The following is a 22,723-nucleotide window of genomic DNA, read 5'->3' as shown; positions in this document are numbered from 1 at the left end:
GCATTTTTTCTGAAGAAAAATTTATTCTTCGTCGTTTTTGATTGCTCTTTTTTTAATGATTACATCGGCAATTTGTTTTGGAGTAACTTCATAGTGATCAAATTGCATTTGGTAAGTTCCACGTCCTGAAGTCATTGAACGTAGTTCAGTTGAATAACCAAACATTTCGCTTAATGGTACATCAGCTTTAATAACATTTGCTCCATCTGAACGTGTTTCTTGTTCTTTAACTTGTCCACGGCGACGTGATAAATCACCCATAACATCACCTGAATAATCAGCTGGAACAATAACTGAAACATCCATAATAGGTTCTAATAAAACAGTTCCAATTTGATCTTTTGCTTTTGTAAGCGCTTTAGAAGCAGCAATTTTATAAGCCATTTCAGATGAATCCACATCATGGTATGATCCATCAAATAATGTAGCTTTCATATCAATCATTGGATAACCAGCAAGAATTCCCACTGCCATTTTTTCTTCAAGACCTTTTTGAATTGATTTGATGTATTCTTTAGGAATTTTTCCACCAACAATTTTGTCAACAAATTCAAAACCGCCATCTGGATTTGATTCAAATTTAATTCAAACATGTCCATATTGACCTTTACCACCAGATTGTTTGATGTGTTTTCCTTCAACTTCAGCAGTTTTGGTAATTGTTTCACGGTATGAAACTTGTGGAGCTCCAACGTTAGCTTCAACACCAAATTCTCTTTTTAAACGATCAACAATAATTTCTAAGTGTAGTTCACCCATACCAGCAATAATTGTTTGACCTGTTTCATCATCTGTTCAAGTTCTAAATGTAGGATCTTCATTAGCAAGTTTTTGTAAACCTAAAGAAAGTTTTTCAGTTGCAGCTTTAGAAGCTGGTTCAAGAGCTTGTGAAATAACTGGTTCTGGGAAAACCATTTTTTCTAAAATAAATCCTTTACCTTTTTCAGCAACAAGTGTATCTCCAGTAATTGTATCTTTTAAACCAACAGCTGCAGCAATATCACCTGCTCTAACTTCATCAATTTCTTCACGTGAGTTAGCATGCATTTCTAAAATTCTTCCGATACGTTCTTTTTTATCTTTGGTTGAATTTAAAACATATGAACCTTTTGAAAGAACACCTGAATAAACCCTAAAGAAAGTTAATGTTCCCACATAAGGATCATTCATAATTTTGAAAGCTAAAGCTGAAAATTCAAAATCATCTGATGAAGGAATTTCAATCATTTCTTCATTTGGTAAATAACCTTTAATAGCAGGTACATCTAACGGTGAAGGTAAATAATCAACAACAGCATCAATCATTTTTTTAACACCTTTGTTTTTGAAAGCTGTACCACATACTACAGGGAAAAACTCTGAAGTAAGTGTAGCTTTTCTAACTGCAGCTCTTAAAGTTTCTGCACTAACTTCTTGACCATCTAAAACCGCCATCATTAGTTCTTCATCAAAATCAGCAACAGCCTCCACTAATTGAGAACGCATTAATTCTGCTTTATCTTTTAAATGGGCAGGAATTTCGATTTCTTTTGCAGTTTCATCAGCATTTCCATCATATTCGAATGCTTTCATTTCAACAAGATCAATTAAACCTTTGTATTCTGATTCTGCACCAATATTTAATTGAATAGCTACAGCATTTCCACCTAAACGATCTTTAACTGAACGAATTGAAGCTTCAAAATCAGCTCCAGCTTTATCCATTTTATTAACAAAAACAATTCGAGGAACTCTGTAGTTTGTTGCTTGTCTCCAAACAGTTTCAGTTTGAGGTTCTACTCCTGATTGGGCATCCAAAACAGCAACTGCACCATCAAGTACTCTTAATGAACGTTCTACTTCAACTGTAAAGTCAACGTGTCCTGGAGTATCAATAATATTAATTCTTTTATCTTTTCAAAAAGCTGAAGTAGCAGCAGAAGTGATTGTAATACCTCTTTCCTTTTCTTGCTCCATTCAGTCCATTTGTGATCCACCATCATGTGTTTCACCAATTTTATGAATTTTACCTGTGTGGTAAAGAATTCTTTCGGTGGTAGTAGTTTTTCCGGCATCAATATGTGCCATGATTCCGATATTACGGTAATCTTTTAAATCATATTTTCTGGCCATAGTCTATCACCTAAAGTGTGCAAAGGCTCTGTTAGCTTCTGCCATTTTATGAGTATCCTCTTTTTTCTTGATTGAAGCACCAGTTTTATTTGAAGCATCAATAATTTCATGCGCTAATCTTACATCCATTGTTTTTTCTGAACGTAATCTTGCATAATTTACTAATCATCTTAATGATAATGTTTGTTTTCTTCTTTGTGAAACTTCCATAGGTACTTGGTAGTTTGTTCCACCAACTCTTCTTGAACGAATTTCAAGTTGGGGAGTAATGTTAGTAATCGCTTCTTGGAAAACTTCTAATGGTTCTCTTCCGGTTTTTTCTTTGACAATTTCAAAAGCAGAATATAGAATATTTTGTGCAATTGATTTTTTACCATCTAACATAATTGTATTAACTAATTTTGTAACTAATTCAGAGTTAAAAATTGGATCTGCTAATACTTTACGAATGGGTGCTTGGTGTTTTCTAGACATATTTAAATTTCCTTTCTAATTTTTATTATTTTTTAACTCTTTTTGTTCCGTACTTAGATCTACCTTGGTTACGTTTTGCAACTCCAGCAGCATCTTGGGTACCTCTAATAATATGGTATCTAACCCCTGGTAAATCTTTAACTTTACCACCACGAATTAAAACAACTGAGTGTTCTTGTAAATTGTGCCCTTCTCCTGGTATGTAAGCTGTAACTTCCATTCCATTTGATAATTTAACCCTTGCATATTTACGTAAGGCAGAGTTAGGTTTTTTAGGTGTCATTGTTGCAACCCTTGTACATACTCCTCTTTTAAATGGTGAAGGTAAACTCGTTTCTTTTTTCTTTAGTGAATTGTAACCTCTAATTAAAGCAGGTGATTTAGATTTAAATACTTTGCTTTTACGACCTTGGTTAACTAATTGACTTATTGTAGGCATCTAATTCCTTTCTATTTGATTTAATATTTTTATTGAAGTAGGTCAAAATAATTTAATTATTTTAAAATTAACTTGTTAATTATATAACAACTTATCCGTGTGTATCATAAAAAATATTTTTTTTATTTTAATATTAAAATTAATGAGAATAAAAAAGAAAAACAAACCCGACAAAAGTGGTTTGTTTTTCATAAAATGGTTTATTATAATAGCAAAAATTTATAAGTTTTACTTTATACAATTTAGAAACCTGTATTTTGTAAAATAAATTTAATTAATTCAGGTCGTTTCATATCTTCATAACCAAAAATGTTTAATTTTTTAGCCATATTACGTAATTCTGATAATGTTAATCCATTTAACTTTGCTTCAGCTGCAGCTTTTTTCTTTTCTTGTTCAGTCATTTGATTTGTTGCTTTATTTTCAGAATTAGCTTCATTATTTTGTTCTGTAGAATGACCACTTGCTTGAGATGGACCGAAAGGACCGAATGGAGCATTAAATTGACCAAAAGAACTTTTATTTTTTTCCATAAATTCTGACATTTGTTTTTGCATTTGTATTTGAATAAAACCAATTTTTAAATTTCATAATTTATTCATGTATTTTAACTGTCCCAAATAAGAAATTACAAAAAGTAAAATATTGATAAAAATGAATGTTCATAATGGAAAAACTAAACCAGTTGAATGATCAAACAATAAATGTCCTTGATTTGTAAATAAAGGCGATGTTAAACCCATAATAGCATGAAATAGCGATAAAAAGCTAATAAATTTAAAGACATTAGATGCTTTTAAAAGTGAAAAGTTTTCCTCTTTTTTTACATAGTTAATTGATCTAACAAAAGCTATTAAAGAATATAAAATTCAAGCTACTACTAAAATAGAAAATATTAAACTTATATTTGATTGTGTTTGTAATCTTTTGACATCATCAGAAATATTTGAATTTTCTGAATACATTTGATAAATATTCACAATTCGGGCTGATAGGGCAAAAACTGTCCCCAAAATTAATGCTACTCAAAAAAATAAAATATTTTTTCCATATTTAAAAAAGTTTTTATTTTCTGCATTTCACATGTCTTTTGTATTTGAATATAAGGTTTGGTTACTCATGAATTAACCTCTTTCTTTGATATTTATTCCATTATTATACTCTTTATTTTTAAAACAAAAAGAAAAATTAGCAATCTATTATATTAACTGCTAATTATCAATTAGCTAGTTTGCAATATCGAATTCTTTTGGTAAATCACTTGTGAATTTTAATTCTTTGCCATCAGGCATTGTCAAACTAAGTTCATAAGCATGTAATCTTTGACCAAAATCATCTACAGTATTACCATATAAAGGATCTCCATAAACTGGGTGTTTAATGTAGGATAAATGTACTCTAATTTGGTGGGTTCTTCCTGTTTCTAGTTCACAGCGAATTAAGGAGTATTTTTTATTTTCATATTCAAAAAGTTTTTCTAAAAAAACTTTTGTTCTAGCTTCTTTTGAGTTTTGTTTAATAACTGCCATTTTTTGGCGATTTTGAGGATCACGGCCAATTGGTAAATCTAAATTGATAATATCGTTTTCTAAAAAATTTTCGACAATGGCTTTGTACTTTCTTTTAATTTCATGATTTTTTAATTTTTCAGTTAAATATTTGTGAATTTTATTATTCTTGGCAACAATTAAAAGCCCTGAAGTATTTTTGTCAATTCTGTGAACAATTCCCGGTCTTAAATAACCATTTTCATCAGAAAGATTATTATTGAAGTGATAAAGCAAAGCATTTACTAATGTCCCACTCATATTCCCTGGTGCAGGATGCACTACCATACCTGAAGGTTTATCTACAATGATAATATCATCATCTTCAAAAACAATTTTTAAAGGGATCTTTTCTGGGTTAATATCCATAACTTTAGTTGGGATATTAATGATTTCAATTTCATCATTTTCAGTTAACATAAATTTTGGTTTACGCACAGAAATACCATTCACAAAAACTTCATGATTTAAAATTAAATCTTTAATATCATTTCTTGATATTTCTGAATTATCACTGATGTATTTGTCAATTCTTTCGCTGTATTTTGCTGTAATTTTCATTGTCAAAATTATAACACAGCACAAAACTAAAAATTTAATTTAGCAGCATTAATATATGCCCTTAATAATCCTCCATATCCTAGTTTTGTTCCGCCAAAATAGCGTATAACAACTAATAATTTATTAATTTGGTGGTGATGTTGCAACAAACTAAATAGCGGTTGACCTGCGCTACCTTTAGGTTCACCATCATCCCAATATCCTCCATGAAAATTACCTTCTCCATCTTGATAGTAAAATGCATAACAAATATGGCGGGCTTTTTTATGTTCTTTTTTTAATTTTTGGATGATTTCATCAATTGTTTTTTTAGAATTTACTTGATAAATTGCGGTATAAAATTTACTTTTTTTAATTTCGTATAAGTGCATAATTTTTATTTTTATAAAAGTATACTTTAAAATTTTAAAAATAAAAAATCTGGAAAATACTGAATCCAGATTTTGTATAAATTATTAAGAAAAATTAAATTCTTTTTGCAACTAATTTTGTGATTTTATCATTTTCTACAACTAAAACAATGTCACCTTTTTTGATTCCATAAGGTTTAACTGCATCAATGGCTTTTGCAGAATCTTGTTTGATTTCCTTGAATAGTTCTAGTGAATCTAATGAAGTATAAACTGAAGAAGTTACACCGAATGCACCAATCATTGCTTCATCATTTAAAATTCCAATAATTGGAGCGTTTGGTCTAAATTTAGCAACTTCTTTTAATAATTTACCTGTTCTTGAAAGTACAACAACATAGTCAACTTTATCTTTTTGACATGTTAGGGCAATTTCTTTAGCAATTTCAGCTCTTTTACCTTTTGAAGAAGCAATCATAGCTTTTAATTGCATATCATAAAATAATTTTTGATAAAATTCACGTTCTGCACGTTCATTAATTGTGGCCATTGTTTTTACTGCTAGTAATGGGAAATCTCCTTGTGCAGATTCTCCAGAAAGCATTGTTGAGTCAGCTCCTAGTTCTGTTGCTCAATAAACGTCAGTTACTTCAGCTCTTGTGGGGTGGGGATGATTTTCCATTGAATCTAACATTTGAGTTGCCACAATAACTGGTTTACCAGCTAAACGACATTTACGAATAATTTTCTTTTGATAGTAGGGAACATCTTGAAAAGGAATTTCTAATCCTAAATCTCCACGAGCTACCATGATACCATCTGAAACTTTAATAATTTCATCAATTTTTACTGTTCCCACATGTGATTCAATTTTTGCAATAATTTGCACATGTTTTCCACCATTTTCGTTTAAAAGTGTTCTTAATTCTTTAATATTAGCTGCTGAGTTAACAAATGAAGCAGCAACATAGTTAATTCCTTTTTTGATTCCAAATTTAATATCAGCAATATCTTTTTTAGCTAAAAAAGGTAGTGAAAATTCAACGCCAGGAAGATTAATTCTTTTGTTGGTTTTTAATTTATGATCATTTTGAGCTTCAACTAAAATTTCACCTTTTTTAATATCTAAAACTACTGTTTTTAATTTTCCATCATCAATTAAAACTAGATCTCCTACTTTTAAATCTTTATCCATTTGATATGAAACAGTAATTTCTGATGAAGTTCCTACATGTTCTTTAAATTGCTTTGAACCTGTAAAAATTTTAATTTTTGAGTTAGCTGTAATTTTTTGTGCTCCATCTTTCATTTGTCCAATTCTAATTTCAGGACCTTTTGTGTCTAGCATTAAAGAAATTGGAACATTTAATTCTTTTGAAATTTGTTTTGCTAATTCAAATTTACCATTTTGTTCTTCATGTGTACCATGCGAAAAATTTGCCCTAACAGTTGTAACACCAGCAAGAACTAGTTCTTTTAAAGTTTCATAGTTATTTGATGAAGGTCCAATTGTTGCAATGATTTTGGTTTTTTTGTCAGTTAATTTCATTGTTTTCTCCTTAAGTCAAAAGTTATTATTATCCATTTAAAAATTAAAAAGTAAATCTTAAACACTTAAGATTTACTTAATAATGAAAATTATTTAGATTTAAGCGCTGCTTTTTTAGCTGCTTTACGAATTTTGGCTAATCTTTTTTCTCTTCTAACAGCCATTTCAGCACGACGTGCTTTAGTCATATTTTCTCCATTCATATATTTAAAAAAAATAACTTTTATATCGCTGTATATATTACCACAATTTAATGAAATTCATGCTATTTTTGTAATAGAAAAAGCAAAATTTTAGTTTGCTTTTATTTGATTGCCAATTGTGCTTTTTAATATTATGTAATTTTTTATTTTATTTATGCTTTTACTATAAAATTTATAGATATGAAAATTAACAAAAAAAACCTGCAATACTTAGCTGTATTATCTACATTTATCCCATTTGTAGCGATGAGTTGTGCTGCTGCAAAAACTAATACTACAACAGAAAATAGTAAAGAAAATGAAAAGCAACCTGCTGCTGTTAGCCCTACTCAACCTGTTACAACTAATCCAGAAAATAAACCTAATGCAACTGATAATCAAAATACAAACCAAAAACCTGAAGATTCCAAACCACAACCAGCTCCTGTCAAACCTGCTAATCCTGATAAAGAATCTGAAATAGTTGCAGAAAAAGCATTAGATAATTTATTTACTAATTTTACAATTTCTTTAAAAGATAATTTATTCGCTTCTGAATATTTATCAAGTAATTTATCAAATCATTTAAATAAAAACAAGTTCAATATTACAACTCATTCAAAAGTTTCTCATGATAATGTGACATTAACTGCAAAAGATTTAGACACCAATGCAGGTACTATGACAGTTGTTGCAACTATTTCACAAAATGGTAAAAACCAAAGCAAAGAATATAAATTAACAACTTCTAAAAAACTTGGTTTTTTCAATGTTGTTAATGGTGTAAGTAATTTTAATTCATATACTGAATATAAACTCTATAATAACTTGGATGTTACTTTAGAAAATCCAAATACAAAAGGTAAAAATATAGATCAACTAGTTAATGATTTTAATAGTTCAAGTATCAGTAATGAACAAAAAATTGAAAAATTGAAAGAAATTACTTTTATAGCTTACAAATTTTCAAATAGTCCTGCATGACAAAAAATTGTTACTCCGACACTAAAAATTAAAAGTGCTGAAAAAAAAGATGAGAGTAAAGAGTTAGTAATTAATGTTGTTTTAGCTGTTAATTTTACAAATATAAAAGATAGTAAAATTGAAACTCAAACTTTTGAATCTAAAGCAAGTTCAGGAGAACTTCAAAATTCATTAAAAATACCCTTAGAACAAGAAAATTCTGTTTTAAAAGCTTTTAATGAAATCAAACTGAAAAATAATTCATTTACAAATATCACTAATATTTATCCTTCTTGATATCAAAAAGTATTTAATCAAGAAGTGAATGAACAAAATAATTTATTATTCCAATTTAGTAATGAATATCCAGAAATAACTACTAATTATTATGGTCAAAATTTTCATGGGAATTTTTACTTTAAACAACTTACTCAAGAATCTTCAAGTTATTTTGCTAATCAATGATTTGATATTCCAAATGAATTAGCTAATGGCAATAAATATTATTTTAAAATTTCTAATGTTTATGATGCCAATGATGCAGCAGGTACTATGAAAGTTATTTTGGAAATGTATAAAATAAACGAAGCTGATTCTTATGATTGACAAAATAATAGTATTGCATTTAAAACTTTTGATATATCAGGAGTTAATAAATGACAAGCTTCAGATATTAATAAATTTTCTGTAAAGATTAGAAGTAATAAAGTACTAAATTCATGAACAACTTTATTTTCATTTAATAATAAAAAAATCACTGGAATTTGAAATACAGCTAATAAATTAGATCTAAGTTTTAATGCTAACGGCTTTAATTTAAATGCCGAACCTTGAAAATTCTTTGACTTATATTTTGATAATAAAATCTTAAATTTAAAAAATCCTAATAATTGACCTTACCCCATTGATTGAGAATTTAAAACTATCAGCATTAGTGAAATTTATGTACAAAATAAAAGACTATATATAACTTTAAAATATTCAATAACAGTAAATGGTCAAAAAGTTGAAAAAACTGAAACCTTAGATGCTGGAATGCATATTGAAGGTGAAAACAATAGATACTATGTAAATTAATATAAAAAAAAACCACAAAATAATTGTGGTTTTTTTATTCTTTATCTAAATTCATTTTTGTTAGTTTAGCATATTCGCCTTTAATATGGCATGAGCGACAACGTGATTCATATTCATCTGTATCACCAATTAATTTAATATTGCTTTTATTTACTTTTCTAAATGTTGTAGAAGCGGCATTTTTACATACTACACAAATAGCTTGCAGTTTATCAATGTGTTCTGCCATTGCTAAAAGTTGAGGCATGATTGTGAAAGGACGGCGTAAAAAATCTTGATCCAAACCACTAACAATTACTCGATAACCAGAATTGGCTAATTCATCAATTAAAAAAATTAAATCTTTATCAAAGAAATGTACTTCATCAATGGCAATTGCTTTAAATTTGCTTTTTTGTTGGCTGATGATTTCACGAATTTGTTGTGAGTCTTTTACATTGTAAGCTTTCATTTTTGCACCTGAACGTGAAACAATTTCATCATCAGAAAAACGCGTATCAAATGTTGGTTTGAAAATTAGCGTTTTAACATTAGCATAAGAAAGTGTAATAATTCTTTTTAAAAGTTCATCACTTTTTCCAGAAAACATTGGTCCTGTAATAACTTCAATCATTCCTTCAGAAAATTTTTTATACATCATCACTCCTTAATTATTAATCATAAGTAACGCCTTTTAAATCTCTTAAATAAGTGGTAAATCATTTCATTGCTTTATCTAGATTGTGTTCTTGATTTGGTAAATAAAATTTTTTAATTTCACAAAGTTTATGTAAGCTATTATAAATATCAACTTCATCATCAGCAGGCTTTAAACCTATTTGAATAATTTTTTCAGGGTAATATTTTGATACTAATCGATAACACTCATTAAATAAAATTTTTGGTGGAATAATATCAAATTTAATTGAACCAATAATGGCAATTTTAATTCCAATCAGTTCATCAGAAGCTTTAGGTCATAAAATTCCTGGTGTATCTAATAATTGGAGATCTCCAGCTTTAATCCATTGCTGTCCTTTAGTTACTCCGGGCATATTTCCTACTTTAGTTTTAGCTTGCGCTACTAAATTAATTAAAGTTGATTTTCCACTATTGGGGACACCCATTACAAAAACTCTTAAGCGAGGTTTTAATAAACCTTTATTTAGATCGCGAATACGCTTTTCATATAAAAGTTTTTCTGCGGCTTTAATAATTTTTTCTTTAGAACTAAATTTTTTTAAATTAACTTCAATAACTGCAGCATTTTCTGAATTAAATCGTTGACGAATTTTAGGTAGTTTACTTTTATCAGCTAAATCAATTTTAGTAATTACAAAAAGCCGGGGTTTGTGTGGGGCAATATAATCAAATTCTTCATTATAAGAACTGATAGGTGCACGAGCATCTAAAGTAATAATAAAAAGATCAGCGAGAGTTTGTTTTTCTTTTATTTCTCTTAGAGCTTTAGCCATATGGCCAGGAAATCATTGAAAATGTGACATAAATTATTTAATTATATCGATAAAAAAGCTATTTTATAAAAAACAATAAAATAATAAAAAAGCTTCAAAAAGAAGCTAGTTTTTAAAATTTTTCTTTAATTGACGCTTAATTTCTACTTCACTACCTGTAACTGTTGAAGCTTCATGTTTTTGTTTTTGCTTATTAGCTTCTATTGTTGCTTCATCAATATCACTTTGAATATTATCAGTGATAATTTTTACAAAAGATTTTTCTGCATAAACTAATGCTCCATTAGTTCAAAACTTTTTAAAATTTGAAGAATGAGTTCAGTTAATTAAAATGAATGAAGGTTGAATATAAGAAGCAAATGGCACACGATTTGCTTGAATTCCAATTTGACCTGCAAGTGTTGTTACAGTAGCAATTTCTACATCTTCTTCTAGAAAAATTCCGTTAGGCGTAATAATTTTTAAATTTGTTGTTAACATGATTACTCCTATTTTGAAGTAATTTTAGCTGCTTTAGCAACTACATCTTCAATTGTTCCAACATATAAAAATGCTGCTTCAGGTAAATGATCATGTTTTCCATCTAAAATTTCTCTAAAACTTCTTACAGTGTCACTTAGTTTAATAAATTGACCTGGAATACCAGAAAATTTTTCTGCTACATGGAATGGTTGCGATAAGAAATTTCTGATTCTACGTGCACGTAGAACAACTTTTTTGTCTTCTTCTGTTAATTCATCCATTCCCAAAATTGCAATAATATCTTGCAATTCTTTGAAACGTTGTAATGTTGCTTGCACTTCACGGGCAACATTGTAGTGTTCCTGTCCTACAATTAATGGATCAAGTAATCTTGAAGATGATCCTAATGGATCAATTGCAGGATAAATTCCTAAAGCTGCAATATTTCTATCTAAAACTGTTTTAGCATCTAGGTGTGCAAAAGTTGTAGCAGGAGCAGGATCAGTTAAATCATCAGCCGGAACATAAACTGCTTGTACAGAAGTAATTGATCCTTTATGTGTAGAAGTAATTCTTTCTTGTAATTTTCCCATTTCAGTTGCAAGTGTTGGTTGATAACCAACAGCTGAAGGCATTCTCCCTAGTAAAGCTGAAACTTCAGAACCAGCTTGAATAAATCTGAAAATATTATCAACAAATAATAGCACATCTTGATTTAATTCATCTCTAAAATATTCAGCCATTGTTAGTGCTGAAAGTACAACACGCATTCTTGCACCTGGAGGTTCATTCATTTGACCAAAAACTAAAGCAGTTTTATCTAAAACTCCTGAAGCTTTCATTTCATTATAAAGATCATTTCCTTCACGAGAACGCTCACCAACTCCAGCAAAAACTGAAAGTCCACCGTGTTGTTTAGCAACATTATTAATTAATTCTTGTACAAGTACAGTTTTTCCAACTCCAGCTCCACCAAAAAGACCAATTTTTCCACCTTTAATATAAGGAATTAATAAATCAATAACTTTAATTCCGGTTTCTAAAATTTCGGTAGTTGGATCCTGATCTTCGTAAGTGGGTACAGGAGCATGGATGGGATTTCTTTCTACAGTTGCAGGAATGGGTTCTTTTTCATCGATTGGTTCTCCAAGAACGTTTAACATTCTTGAAAGTACTGTTTTTCCTACTGGTACAGAAATTGGTTTTCCTGTGTCGTAAACTTTAATACCTTTTTTCAATCCATAAGAAATTTCCATCGCTATTGTTCTTACAACATCGTTTCCGATATGTTGTTCAACTTCTAAGACATATTTTTTACCATTAAATTCAAATTCAAGTGCATTTAATAAGTTAGGAAGTGCACCTTCTGGAAAACGGACGTCAATAACAGGCCCTAAAATTTGAGTAATTATACCAACATTTTTTTGATTATTATTTGCCATATTTTTCTCCTATTTTAATCATTTAAGGCACCGTTAATAATTTCGGTAATTTCTTGTGTAATATTTGACTGACGTGATTTATTAAATAATAACTTCAATGTTCGATTAATTTCATCTGCATTATTTGTTGCACTTTTCATTGCAGACATTCTTGAAGACATTTCTGATACTTTACTTTCTATGATTAAATTCAATAAAGTTGAGCTAAAGTAAAGTGGTAAAACACTTTTTAAAATCTTTTGAGCATTGGGTTCCAATTCTAATTCTCCAGCTAAAAGATTGTTTGTAAAATCGTTTGCTTTTAAAGGAAATATTTCTTTATTTATTGCTTGGAAAGTTAAACTGTTAATATACTGGGTATATAACACATTAACAGCACTAATTTTTTTGTCATTTAGATAGTTAACGATAATATTTTTAATTTGTTCTAAAGCTTTAGTTAAATCATCATGTTCATATTTGGCCACTTTAAATAAAACTTGTTCTTCTAAAAAAGTTTCTCTTAAAATAGAAATTCCTTTTGACCCTAGAATAATTACGTAGTCATTTTTAGTTACTAATTTTTTTGCAAGTTTTGCAATGTTTAAGTTGTAAGGTCCACATAGTCCTAATTGGGAAGTAACAATTACATATAATTGTCCAGCTGTTACATTGATGTCTAAATCTAAATCTTTTGCATTATTTTTTTGATAAATTGAACCTAAGACTTGAGCAATAGCTTGCACATATTCTTGGATCGATTCATGATACATTTTGATTTTTCTTGTTTTAGCTGATGAAACAAGTTCCATTGCTTTGGTGATTTTTCTTGTTGTTTCAATTGAAGATATTCTACTTTTAATTGATTGTAGAGAAGCCATATTTAATTTCTTTCATAGGGAACAGGTTCATATTTAGATGCATCATAATCTGGTATTGTTTGTACATAACCTTTAGTGAAATTTAATGTTAGTTCTAATGCAATTTTATATGTTTCATCTGTAAAATTTTTGTCATTAGCTAATTGTCTTTTCAGTTTTAGAATATCAGCATTACTGTTGGCAAATTTAATAAATTCTTCTTTAAAATCAGATATTTTTTCTTTTGGAACAATATTAATAATTCTTTCTTTAACAGCAAGCAAAATTAGCGTTTGATTTTCATTAGATAAAGGATTATATTGTGGTTGTTTTAACAATTCATAAACTTTTGCCCCATGATTTAAAATTCTTTTGGTTGATTCATCTAAATCAGAACCAAATTGTGCAAAAGCTTCCATTTCATTATATTGAGCAAGTTCCAGCTTTAATGAAGAAACAACTTTTTTCATTGGCTTGGTTTGGGCAGCTGAACCAACACGAGAAACAGAAAAACCAATATCAACAGCTGGCCTTTGACCAATATTAAATAATGATTCTTTTGTAAAAATTTGTCCATCAGTAATTGAAATAACATTAGTTGGAATGTAAGCTGAAATATCTCCCGCTTGTGTTTCGATAATTGGTAAGGCAGTAATTGAACCACCTCCTAAAGTATCACTTAATTTTGCAGCTCTTTCTAATAAATATGAATGCTGAAAAAAAATGTCTCCTGGATAAGCTTCACGACCTGGTGGACGTCTTAGAAGTAGTGAAAGAGCTCTATAAGCTACAGCATGTTTTGATAAATCATCATAAACAACTAAAACATTTTTACCACGTTTCATTCACTCTTCTGCAATTGTAACCCCTGTATAAGGTGCAATGTATTGCATTGGAGCTGATTCTGAAGCTCCAGCTGAAACAACTGTGGTATAAGCCATTGCTTCATGCTTTTCTAATTTATCAACAATTTGGGAAACTGTTGAATTTTTTTGACCAATTGCCACATAAACACATATAACATCTTTTCCTTTTTGATTGATGATTGTGTCTAAGGCGATTGAAGTTTTACCAGTTTGACGATCACCGATAATTAATTCTCTTTGACCTTTACCAATTGGAATCATTGAATCTATTAACAAAATTCCTGTATCTAGTGGTTGATTTACTTCTTGACGTGACATAATGCTTGGAGCTTCTGTGAAAATTTCTTTGCTTTTTAATTTTGCAAGTGGTGTTTTACCATCAATTGGTTCACCTAAAGCATTTAATACACGACCAACTAATGCATCACCAATTTTAGTTGAAATAATTTCTTTAGTACGATGAACTATTTCACCTTCAAATATTTTAGTTTCATCCCCTAAAATTAAAACTCCAATAAATTCTTCTTCTAATGAATAAGCCATTCCTGAAACATTTGATTTTTCAAAAATTAGCACTTCACCAAATTGCACATCTTTTAATCCATAAACAATTGCCACATAATCACTAACAGAAATTACTTCTCCAATTTCTGATTCTTCAATTTTTTTATGAAAATTTTTGATTTGCTTTTTAATTACTGAAGTTATATCTAACTCTTTATTAGCGGTCATTATTTTCTCCTCTTAAAATTAGATTTTTCATTTGCTCCATTTGTTTTTTGTAATTGTCTTCATAGATAAAATCTTCCACTTTTATTTTTATTCCCGCAATTAATGAAGGATCAATTTTATTGACTAAAACAACTTCTTTAGCTAGCTTTTGAGCAATAAATTTTTCAAAAGCTTTTAAATCTTTTTGTGAAAGTACTTTAGTTGAAAAAATTGTTCCAAGGGTAATATTTTGTTTTTTGTAAACTTGAGCAATAAATTTTTCAAAAACATTTAAAAGTAAACCAATTTGCTTTTTTTCAGTAATAAAAAGTAAAAAATTCATAAAAGTAGAATCAATTACTTTTTTAAAAATATTATTAATTAGTTTTTCTTTTTCTTCATAAGAAATAAAATAGCTTTTTAAAATAGTATTTAATTCTGGATTGTTAGAAAAAATTGCTTTGATATATGTAACATTTTCTTTAAATACATCAAGCTTTTTTTCTTCTATAGCAATTTCTAAAAGTGCTTGAGAAATTGCACCAATTGTATAAGTTTGATTCATTTCTTAAGCCTTATCTAAGATTTTTTTAATAATTTCTGATTCAGTCTGTGGAGTTACTTTTTTCTCTAAAATTTTTGAAGCAATTTCAGTTCCGATTTCAACAACTTCTTGTTTTGCTTGTTCTCTAAATTGTTGCTCTTTTAAGTTGATTGCAACTGCAGCTGAATCTAGAATCTTTTTATATTCTTTTTTAGCATTTTCTGTATATTGTCAAATAATTTTTTCAGATTCTATTTTTGCATTACGCACAATTTCAAAGGCGATTGTTTTTGATTCAAGTAATTCTTTTTGTTTTTCCTTTTCAAACTCTAAAGCTTTTTCACGGCTTTTTACAGAAGCATCAATATTATCTTGAATAAATTTCTTTCTTTCAGCTAACATTTTTTTTACTGGCTTATAAACCAAGTAAGTTAATACTACCAAAAGAATAACTAAAGCAATTAGTGTTGAAATCATCACTCATAAATTAGGAGATAATCTTTCGAATAAATTCTGCATTTGAGTTTGAATTGATATATTTGAAGGATTTTCTAATACATGACTATCTACTGAATTGTTCATATGTGTCTTCTTTCATTAATAAAATATTAATTAAATGCAAATACTAAAATTAGTGAAACAATTAAAGCATAGATAGCTGAAGTTTCAGAAATAGCTAGTCCAATAATTAAGTTTGTTCTAACTACTTTTTCAGCTTCAGGGTTTCTTCCGATTGCATCTGCTGCACGACCTACAGCAATACCTTGTCCAACCCCTACTGATGCTCCGCCTATCATGGCAAGACCAGCTCCTATAGCAACTAATCCTTTACCTACTGTAATTCCTGCATTAGCATCTGTTGTTGATGTAGCAACTGTGTCATTAAATAAATTTAAAATTTCATTCATTTTTGTGTCCTTAATTTAATGTTGTTTGTTTTTTATGTAAAAATATAGATTTTTTGATTTTTTTTGCCTTTTTTTGTGGTAAATCTTGAGTTAGTTCTGTACCTCAGAAAATTGTTGATAGCAGTACAAAAATAAAGGCTTGAATTAAAGTACCAAAAATATCAAAATAAAATTTAAATGGTACTGCAACAATTGAATTTAAAAAGTTAACTCTTCAAATACCTGGAACTGGTATCATTTCTCAAATTCAAGCTGTAAAAACTTGAATTAGAATTAATAATACTACTCCTCCAATCAAGTTTCCAAACATCCTAAATGTTAAAGAAATTAAACTTGATTGAACTCCGATTAGATCTAATGGATTTTTTGCAAATTTTAAAAACCATCTCAATTTAGCATGCACAATCCCTGAAACATAAATTCCCAATCATGTAATTATTCCCAAAGTTAAGGGTACTGAATAAGATGTTGAAATAGATTCCAATCCAATTAAAGAAAGCAAATTACCAAAAATTAAAAAAGTTAATAATGTAAAAAAATATGGCGCGGTTTTATTCATTTTTCCTTCACCACTAGTTTCAACCATGTTATCAACTAAAGATACATATTGCTCAGCAATGTAAGCAGTTGTATTAGGTGCTTGGTTGGGTTTAACTTTTTTAACTTTGAAGTAAACTACTACTGCAATAATAATGATTAAAATTGTTGCAATTATCATTGAAAATAGTTGTGGTTGCATTCAAAATGATTGCGCGTCCAAAAAATTCTTTGCAAAATCAATTGCCATAGTTTTTGGCATTTCGATATTGGGAGTTGAACTTTCAGTTAGAATATTCAAATTTTACTCCTTTCGGCTTAACGATGCTGCAATTAAAAATGTAATCATGGGTATACTTGAACCTACAACGAAACTTATAATATTCAAAGGTGCTAATAAAACATTTGATCAATTACCATTGGCTCAATAATTAATAAAAATCAAAAATAGTGCTAATAAAATTTGAATAAAACTATTTGTATATGTAAAAATCAAATATTTCATTTTATTAAAACTGTTTTTTGCTTCACTTTGATTTTTATATTTTTCATTTAAGAAAAATAACTTTGGAAATATAAAAAAAATATTTCCAATCCCACTTCAAATCCATCCCAAAAGTATTGACTTATTGTTAATGGTAAACATTAAAACAATACTAATTACAGATCCTAGCAAATATAATGTTAATCAAGTTAAAAATATTTTTTTTGGAAATGACATTATATTCCTATCTAAACTGACACAATTTATAACTATGTCTAAATTATTTTATTACTTTTTTATTTTTATGAAAATAAAAAAGATACAAAAAAATAAATCAATATGGGCTGAAACTGGCTTTTTAAAAAATACTCCATAACTTGTGCAAAATAGTGAATGAATTTTGCACAAGTTGTTAGTAAAAAGTTCATACTTAATTAACTTAATTTTATAAAAATTAAAGTTTTTTTCATTAAAAGGAAAAAACTAACCTTCATTATGAGGTTAGTTTTTTATTATGAAACTTTAATTGTAATTTTATTGTTTGAATAATCTAAAAACATTGTGTCTTTTTCTTCTAAATTATGAGAGATTAAAAATAAGGCAATTTCTTTTTCAATGTTTTTTTGAATAAATCTTTTAATTGGTCTTGCTCCAAAATTGACATCATACGCTTCTTTTAGAATATAGTTAATTAAAGCTTCTGAATATTCTACTTTTAATTTATAAGTATTTTGGATTCTTTGAGCTAATTTATTTAACTCTAATTTAATAATTTCTCTAACACTATTTTCATCTAATTTATTAAATGCAATAATTTCATCGATTCTGTTAATAAATTCAGGGCGGAAATGTTTTAGTAAAATTTGATCTAACTCTTTTTTGTTTAATTTATTATCCAAAATTTCTTGAGATGCAATGTTGGAAGTCATGATTATAATTGTGTTTTTAAAATTGATGTTTCTTCCTTTAGAATCAGTTAAAGCTCCTGTATCTAAAATTTGTAATAAAAGATTTAAAACATCAGGATGAGCTTTCTCAATTTCATCAAATAAAACAATTGAATAAGGCTGTTGTCTAACTTTTTCTGTTAGTTGTCCTGATTGTTCAAAACCTACATAACCTGGAGGTGAACCTATAATTTTAGATACTGAATGTTTTTCCATGTACTCAGACATATCTAAACGAATCATTTGTTTTTCAGAATCAAATAAATTGAAAGCTAATGATCTTGCTAATTCAGTTTTACCCACCCCCGTTGGACCTAAAAACAGGAATGAACCGATGGGTTTAAAGGGATCATTAATGTTTGCTTTAGAACGAAGAATAACATTTGCTACCAGTTTATTAGCTTCTTGTTGTCCCTTAATTCTTTGTGATAAATTAGCTTCTAATTCTAATAATTTATCTTTTTGACTTTTTACTAATTTTTCTAAAGGAATTTTAGTTCATTTAGAAACCACTTTCGCAATATCTTCACTGGTCATAATTTCTTTTGAAATTTTGTTTTCAGCTATTTTTTCTAATTGAGCTAGTTCTTTTTCTAGTTGAGGAATTTTTAAATAAGCAATTTCAGAAGCTTCACGATATTTACCTTCACCTTTATAAAAATTTGCTTTATGATTTAATTCATTAATTTGTGTTTTAATTGCTGCTATTTTATCAATTGCATCTTTTTCTGATTTCCATTTTTGATAAATTTCATCTGCTTGCGTTTTTAAAGTCTTTAATTCTTTATCAATTTCTGTAATTCTTTCTGTTGCTTCTGCTGTTTTTTGAGTTTTTTTAGCAGCTTTTTCCATTTCTAATTGAGCAATTTTTTGATTTGCACGTTCTAAACTTTCAGGTAAATAATTCATTTCAGTTTTAATAGAAGCAGCTGCTTCATCAATTAAGTCAATTGCTTTATCCGGTAAAAAACGATCAGCAATATAACGATTTGATAGATTTGCAGCAGCAATTAGTGCATTATCATCAATTTTTACTTTGTGAAATTCTTCAAATCTGGATTTAATTCCTCTTAAAATTGTAATAGTAGATTCAATTGATGGTTCTTTGACAGAAATTTTTTGCATTCTTCTTTCAAGCGCTGGATCTTTTTCTATATATAATTTGTATTCTTCCAAAGTTGTTGAACCAATTAATTTAATTTGATCGCGAGCCATAGCTGGTTTTACAATATTTGCCGCATCCATTGCTCCCGAAGTTTTTCCAGCACCAACAATCATATGAATTTCATCAATAAAAATAATTACTTTATTTTCTGATTCTTCAATCGCTTTCATAATGTCTTTTAATCTTTTTTCAAATTCACCTTGATATGATGCACCAGCGATTAAAGCAGGTAAATCAATTTCATATAATTCCATATTTTTTAAATTTTCAGGCACAGAACCTTGAACTATTTTAGTTGCTAAACCTTCAACAATGGCAGTTTTACCTACTCCAGGTTCTCCAACTAAAATTGGATTATTTTTATTTTTTCTGGAAAGAATGTGGATAATTCTTCGAATTTCATCATCACGACCAATAACTGGCTCTAGTTTATTATTTTTAGCTAAATCAGTTAAATTTCTACCATATTTCATTAATGCATTTTCATTATTTGTATTATTCATAATTACCTCCTTAATTCTATTAACCAATTATATCACATTTTTAGCACTTTCATTAAAATAGTGCTAAAAATGTGATATAAAAAAAAGCCAATAAGGCTTTTATTTGAATAAATATTTAGCAATTTCATCATAATGTGAAACTGGTATAAAGGTAATATTCTTTTTAACTTGATCTGAAAGTTCTTCAAGGTTTTTTTCATTATCTTTTGGAATAAAAACAGTTTTGATTCCAAATTTTAAAGCTGCAAGTGATTTTTCTTTTAATCCACCAATTGCTAAAACTTTTCCTCTTAAAGTAATTTCGCCAGTCATACCTATTTGATGACTTATTGACTTTTTGGCTAAGGCAGAAATAATTGCTGTTGTAAATGTTACTCCAGCTGAAGGACCATCTTTGGGAACAGCTCCTTCAGGGACATGAATGTGAATATTATTTGAATCTCAGTCAAAATCTTTAATACGGAATTGTTCAGCATTTGAACGCACATATGAAAGAGCAATCTGCGCTGATTCTTGCATAACATCTTTTAATTGACCTGTAAGTTTCAATTCACCTTTACCAGCTGAAGTTGAAACTTCAATTGATAAAGTTGAACCACCATATTGAGTATATGCAAGACCATTAACTGCACCAATTTGTTCTTTTCCATCATTTTCTTCATCGCTGAATTTTTCCACACCTAAAAATTTAGTTGTAATTTCTTTTGTGATAGTAAATTTATTTTCTTTGATTTCTTTATTAATTTGTTTTACAACAATTTTACGTGCTAGTTTATCTAAAATTCTTTTTAATTCCCTTACTCCAGCTTCACGGGTGTATTTTTGAATAATAAATTCAATTACTTCATCTGAAATATCAAAGTATTCGGGTTCTAAAAAGTTTTGTTCTAATGTTTTTGCAATTAAATAATCACGACAAATTTGAATTTTTTCTAATAATGTATAAGAAGAAACTTCAATGATTTCTACCCTGTCCATCAATGGTTCAGGAATTCCTTCATAATAGTTAGCTGTTGCAATGAATAAGACTTTTGATAAGTCGTATTCAGCTTCTAAATAATGATCTTGAAAATGAGCATTTTGCTCTGGATCTAATACTTCTAACATCGCAGAAGCTGGATCACCTTTATAATTAGAAGATAATTTATCAATTTCATCTAATAAGATAAGTGGATTTGAAACTCCAGCTTTTTTAATGGCTTGAATTACTTTCCCTGGCATAGCTCCAACATAAGTTCTTCTATGCCCTCGAATTTCAGATTCATCATGCACTCCACCTAGTGAAATTTTAACGAATTTACGACCCATGGCATCAGCAATTGATTTAGCTAAAGAGGTTTTTCCTGTTCCTGGTGGACCAACTAAAGTAATGATTGGAACATTAAATTTTTGTTTGGGACTATTTTTTTGCTTTTTATTTTCTACAAATAAACTTTCATCAACTAATAATTTTTTTCTAATAGGTTTAAAGTTTTCATCTAATCCAGTAGCTTTTTGTTTGGTTAAAATAGCAATAAATTCTAAAATTCTTTCTTTTACTTCTTTTAAACCAAAATGATTTTCATCTAAAATCTTTTTAGCTTTTTTTAGTTCTAGAAAATCAGGTTTGACAATTCTTCAAGGTAATTTTTGTAATCAGTCTAAATAAGTTCTTGAAATATTAGCCTCTGGAGAAGTTGACATCATTCCTTTTAGTCGTCTTTTTTCAGCAATAATAATTTTTTTGATGTATTCAGGATAAATTAATTTACCTTCACCGCTGGAAGTATATTTGATAAATTCATCTTCATCATCAGCATTATCATCACCTAATTTTTTGCGAATTACTTTAACTTTTTCTCTTAAAATAAATTCTCTTTGTTGTGCATCTAAATTTTGACGAATTTCTGAATCAACTTCATTGTCAATTTCTCTAGACATTTCTTCGAATTGTAAATCATCAATTAAAATGTCTAATTGTTCAATTAAACTTTGAGTTGAAAAAATATCATATTTTTGCTCAAATGTTTTATTTAAAAATGAACATAAAATATCAACTACTCTCACGGCTTGGTCTGGTTTGGCATTATATAAAAACTCTAAATTATATTTATCATGACTTGGTATATGTTTAATATTATCTAATATATCACCGAAAATAGCACTAATAATGTCTAGACGATTTTTTAGCATTTCTTCATTATCTGCATGAGTTATGACATATTCTTTTACTTCAGCCATTACATTTCATGTCATGTCAACATCACTTGGATAGATTTTGCTTACAACAAGTCTACCTAATATATTAAGTTCAACTTTAGTTTTTTTAGGTCTAGAATCAATACTTACCATTTGGCCGATAACACCAAAATGGTAAAGTTCAGCAACATCATTAATTTTTGCATTTTTTTTCTCTTTTTTAGAAGGGAATAAAGCAATAAATTTCTTGTCTGAATTTCATGCTATTTCCATTGCTAACTTTTCTTGTTCATTAGTAGAGGTTAGAGTTACTCGTGTTCCTGGAAAATAGATTTCGCGGTGTAATTTAACAAATGGTATTAACATTTGACCTCATTTCTTAATTTTAAAAAATTTAAATATATTAGATAATTATACAATAATTTAGCA

Annotated in this window: 21 protein-coding genes; 1 reads left to right on the top strand and 20 read right to left on the bottom strand. The window is 28.5% G+C overall.

The genetic code is table 4. The features are described from left to right. Positions 1 to 21 precede the first annotated feature (21 nt). From fusA to pyk, 7 genes are all read right to left on the bottom strand, one after another. Positions 22 to 2,112 carry an elongation factor G gene (gene fusA, locus NV226_RS00965; protein WP_258211038.1) on the bottom strand — a complete coding sequence of 697 codons (2,091 nt, stop codon included), beginning with the start codon at positions 2,110 to 2,112 and terminating at the stop codon, positions 22 to 24. A gap of 3 nt (positions 2,113 to 2,115) precedes the next feature. After that, on the bottom strand, positions 2,116 to 2,586 hold the full coding sequence (gene rpsG, locus NV226_RS00960; RefSeq protein WP_258211037.1) for a 30S ribosomal protein S7: 471 nt from the start codon (positions 2,584 to 2,586) through the stop codon (positions 2,116 to 2,118). Positions 2,587 to 2,611: 25 nt separating this feature from the next. After that, positions 2,612 to 3,025 (bottom strand): 30S ribosomal protein S12, encoded by a 414-nt coding sequence (gene rpsL, locus NV226_RS00955; RefSeq protein ID WP_258211036.1) that lies wholly within the window; start codon positions 3,023 to 3,025, stop codon positions 2,612 to 2,614. Positions 3,026 to 3,267: 242 nt separating this feature from the next. Further along, positions 3,268 to 4,146, bottom strand: a complete 879-nt coding sequence (locus NV226_RS00950) for a Rho termination factor N-terminal domain-containing protein (protein WP_258211035.1) — start codon at positions 4,144 to 4,146, stop codon at positions 3,268 to 3,270. A gap of 105 nt (positions 4,147 to 4,251) precedes the next feature. Next, positions 4,252 to 5,133 (bottom strand): RluA family pseudouridine synthase, encoded by an 882-nt coding sequence (locus NV226_RS00945; protein WP_258211034.1) that lies wholly within the window; start codon positions 5,131 to 5,133, stop codon positions 4,252 to 4,254. Positions 5,134 to 5,159: 26 nt separating this feature from the next. Further along, positions 5,160 to 5,504, bottom strand: coding sequence for a YigZ family protein (locus NV226_RS00940; protein ID WP_258211033.1), 345 nt, complete (start codon positions 5,502 to 5,504; stop codon positions 5,160 to 5,162). 94 nt (positions 5,505 to 5,598) lie between these two features. Beyond that, entirely contained in the window at positions 5,599 to 7,032 is a 1,434-nt protein-coding gene (pyk, locus tag NV226_RS00935) for a pyruvate kinase (protein WP_258211032.1), read from the bottom strand. Between the two features lie 383 nt (positions 7,033 to 7,415). On the opposite strand from pyk, the gene NV226_RS00930 reads away from it, so the two are divergent. Further along, positions 7,416 to 9,254: a lipoprotein 17-related variable surface protein gene (locus NV226_RS00930; protein WP_258211031.1), complete on the top strand. Its 1,839-nt coding sequence runs from the start codon at positions 7,416 to 7,418 to the stop codon at positions 9,252 to 9,254. Positions 9,255 to 9,288: 34 nt separating this feature from the next. Here the strand turns inward: NV226_RS00930 and NV226_RS00925 are convergent, their stop codons facing one another. The 13 genes from NV226_RS00925 to lon all read right to left on the bottom strand — a co-directional run bounded on the left by NV226_RS00925 (position 9,289) and on the right by lon (position 22,660). Further along, positions 9,289 to 9,891 carry a thymidine kinase gene (locus NV226_RS00925; RefSeq protein WP_258211030.1) on the bottom strand — a complete coding sequence of 201 codons (603 nt, stop codon included), beginning with the start codon at positions 9,889 to 9,891 and terminating at the stop codon, positions 9,289 to 9,291. Between the two features lie 16 nt (positions 9,892 to 9,907). Then, the gene (gene ylqF / locus NV226_RS00920) at positions 9,908 to 10,738 is read right to left on the bottom strand and encodes a ribosome biogenesis GTPase YlqF (protein WP_258211029.1); all 831 of its coding nucleotides are present in this window, start codon (positions 10,736 to 10,738) and stop codon (positions 9,908 to 9,910) included. A gap of 75 nt (positions 10,739 to 10,813) precedes the next feature. Then, positions 10,814 to 11,188 carry a FoF1 ATP synthase subunit delta/epsilon gene (locus NV226_RS00915; RefSeq protein WP_258211028.1) on the bottom strand — a complete coding sequence of 125 codons (375 nt, stop codon included), beginning with the start codon at positions 11,186 to 11,188 and terminating at the stop codon, positions 10,814 to 10,816. 8 nt (positions 11,189 to 11,196) lie between these two features. Next, the gene (gene atpD / locus NV226_RS00910) at positions 11,197 to 12,612 is read right to left on the bottom strand and encodes a F0F1 ATP synthase subunit beta (RefSeq protein ID WP_258211027.1); all 1,416 of its coding nucleotides are present in this window, start codon (positions 12,610 to 12,612) and stop codon (positions 11,197 to 11,199) included. A gap of 14 nt (positions 12,613 to 12,626) precedes the next feature. Continuing rightward, positions 12,627 to 13,472, bottom strand: coding sequence for an ATP synthase F1 subunit gamma (gene atpG / locus NV226_RS00905; protein ID WP_258211026.1), 846 nt, complete (start codon positions 13,470 to 13,472; stop codon positions 12,627 to 12,629). Positions 13,473 to 13,474: 2 nt separating this feature from the next. Then, entirely contained in the window at positions 13,475 to 15,049 is a 1,575-nt protein-coding gene (gene atpA, locus NV226_RS00900; RefSeq protein ID WP_258211025.1) for a F0F1 ATP synthase subunit alpha, read from the bottom strand. Beyond that, positions 15,039 to 15,593 (bottom strand): F0F1 ATP synthase subunit delta, encoded by a 555-nt coding sequence (locus tag NV226_RS00895; protein WP_258211024.1) that lies wholly within the window; start codon positions 15,591 to 15,593, stop codon positions 15,039 to 15,041. The genes atpA and NV226_RS00895 overlap by 11 nt, the downstream gene beginning before the upstream one ends. Positions 15,594 to 15,596: 3 nt before the next feature. After that, a complete protein-coding gene (atpF, locus tag NV226_RS00890) occupies positions 15,597 to 16,154 on the bottom strand; it encodes a F0F1 ATP synthase subunit B (RefSeq protein ID WP_258211023.1) in 558 nt (185 codons plus the stop codon). A gap of 26 nt (positions 16,155 to 16,180) precedes the next feature. Next, positions 16,181 to 16,480: an ATP synthase subunit C-like protein gene (locus tag NV226_RS00885; RefSeq protein WP_308738122.1), complete on the bottom strand. Its 300-nt coding sequence runs from the start codon at positions 16,478 to 16,480 to the stop codon at positions 16,181 to 16,183. A gap of 10 nt (positions 16,481 to 16,490) precedes the next feature. Continuing rightward, the gene (locus tag NV226_RS00880; RefSeq protein WP_258211022.1) at positions 16,491 to 17,318 is read right to left on the bottom strand and encodes a F0F1 ATP synthase subunit A; all 828 of its coding nucleotides are present in this window, start codon (positions 17,316 to 17,318) and stop codon (positions 16,491 to 16,493) included. 3 nt (positions 17,319 to 17,321) lie between these two features. Continuing rightward, on the bottom strand, positions 17,322 to 17,738 hold the full coding sequence (locus tag NV226_RS00875; protein WP_258211021.1) for a hypothetical protein: 417 nt from the start codon (positions 17,736 to 17,738) through the stop codon (positions 17,322 to 17,324). Positions 17,739 to 18,013: 275 nt separating this feature from the next. Further along, the gene (locus NV226_RS00870; protein ID WP_258211020.1) at positions 18,014 to 20,116 is read right to left on the bottom strand and encodes an ATP-dependent Clp protease ATP-binding subunit; all 2,103 of its coding nucleotides are present in this window, start codon (positions 20,114 to 20,116) and stop codon (positions 18,014 to 18,016) included. 99 nt (positions 20,117 to 20,215) lie between these two features. Then, complete coding sequence (lon, locus tag NV226_RS00865; RefSeq protein ID WP_258211019.1) at positions 20,216 to 22,660, bottom strand: endopeptidase La; 2,445 nt, start codon at positions 22,658 to 22,660, stop codon at positions 20,216 to 20,218. Between the last annotated feature and the right edge of the window lie 63 nt (positions 22,661 to 22,723).

Origin of the sequence: Mycoplasma iguanae (assembly GCF_024722375.1) — a bacterium.
Classification (GTDB): domain Bacteria; phylum Bacillota_I; class Bacilli_A; order Mycoplasmatales; family Metamycoplasmataceae; genus Mycoplasma_M; species Mycoplasma_M iguanae.
This window is presented reverse-complemented; position numbering and strand designations above follow the sequence as displayed.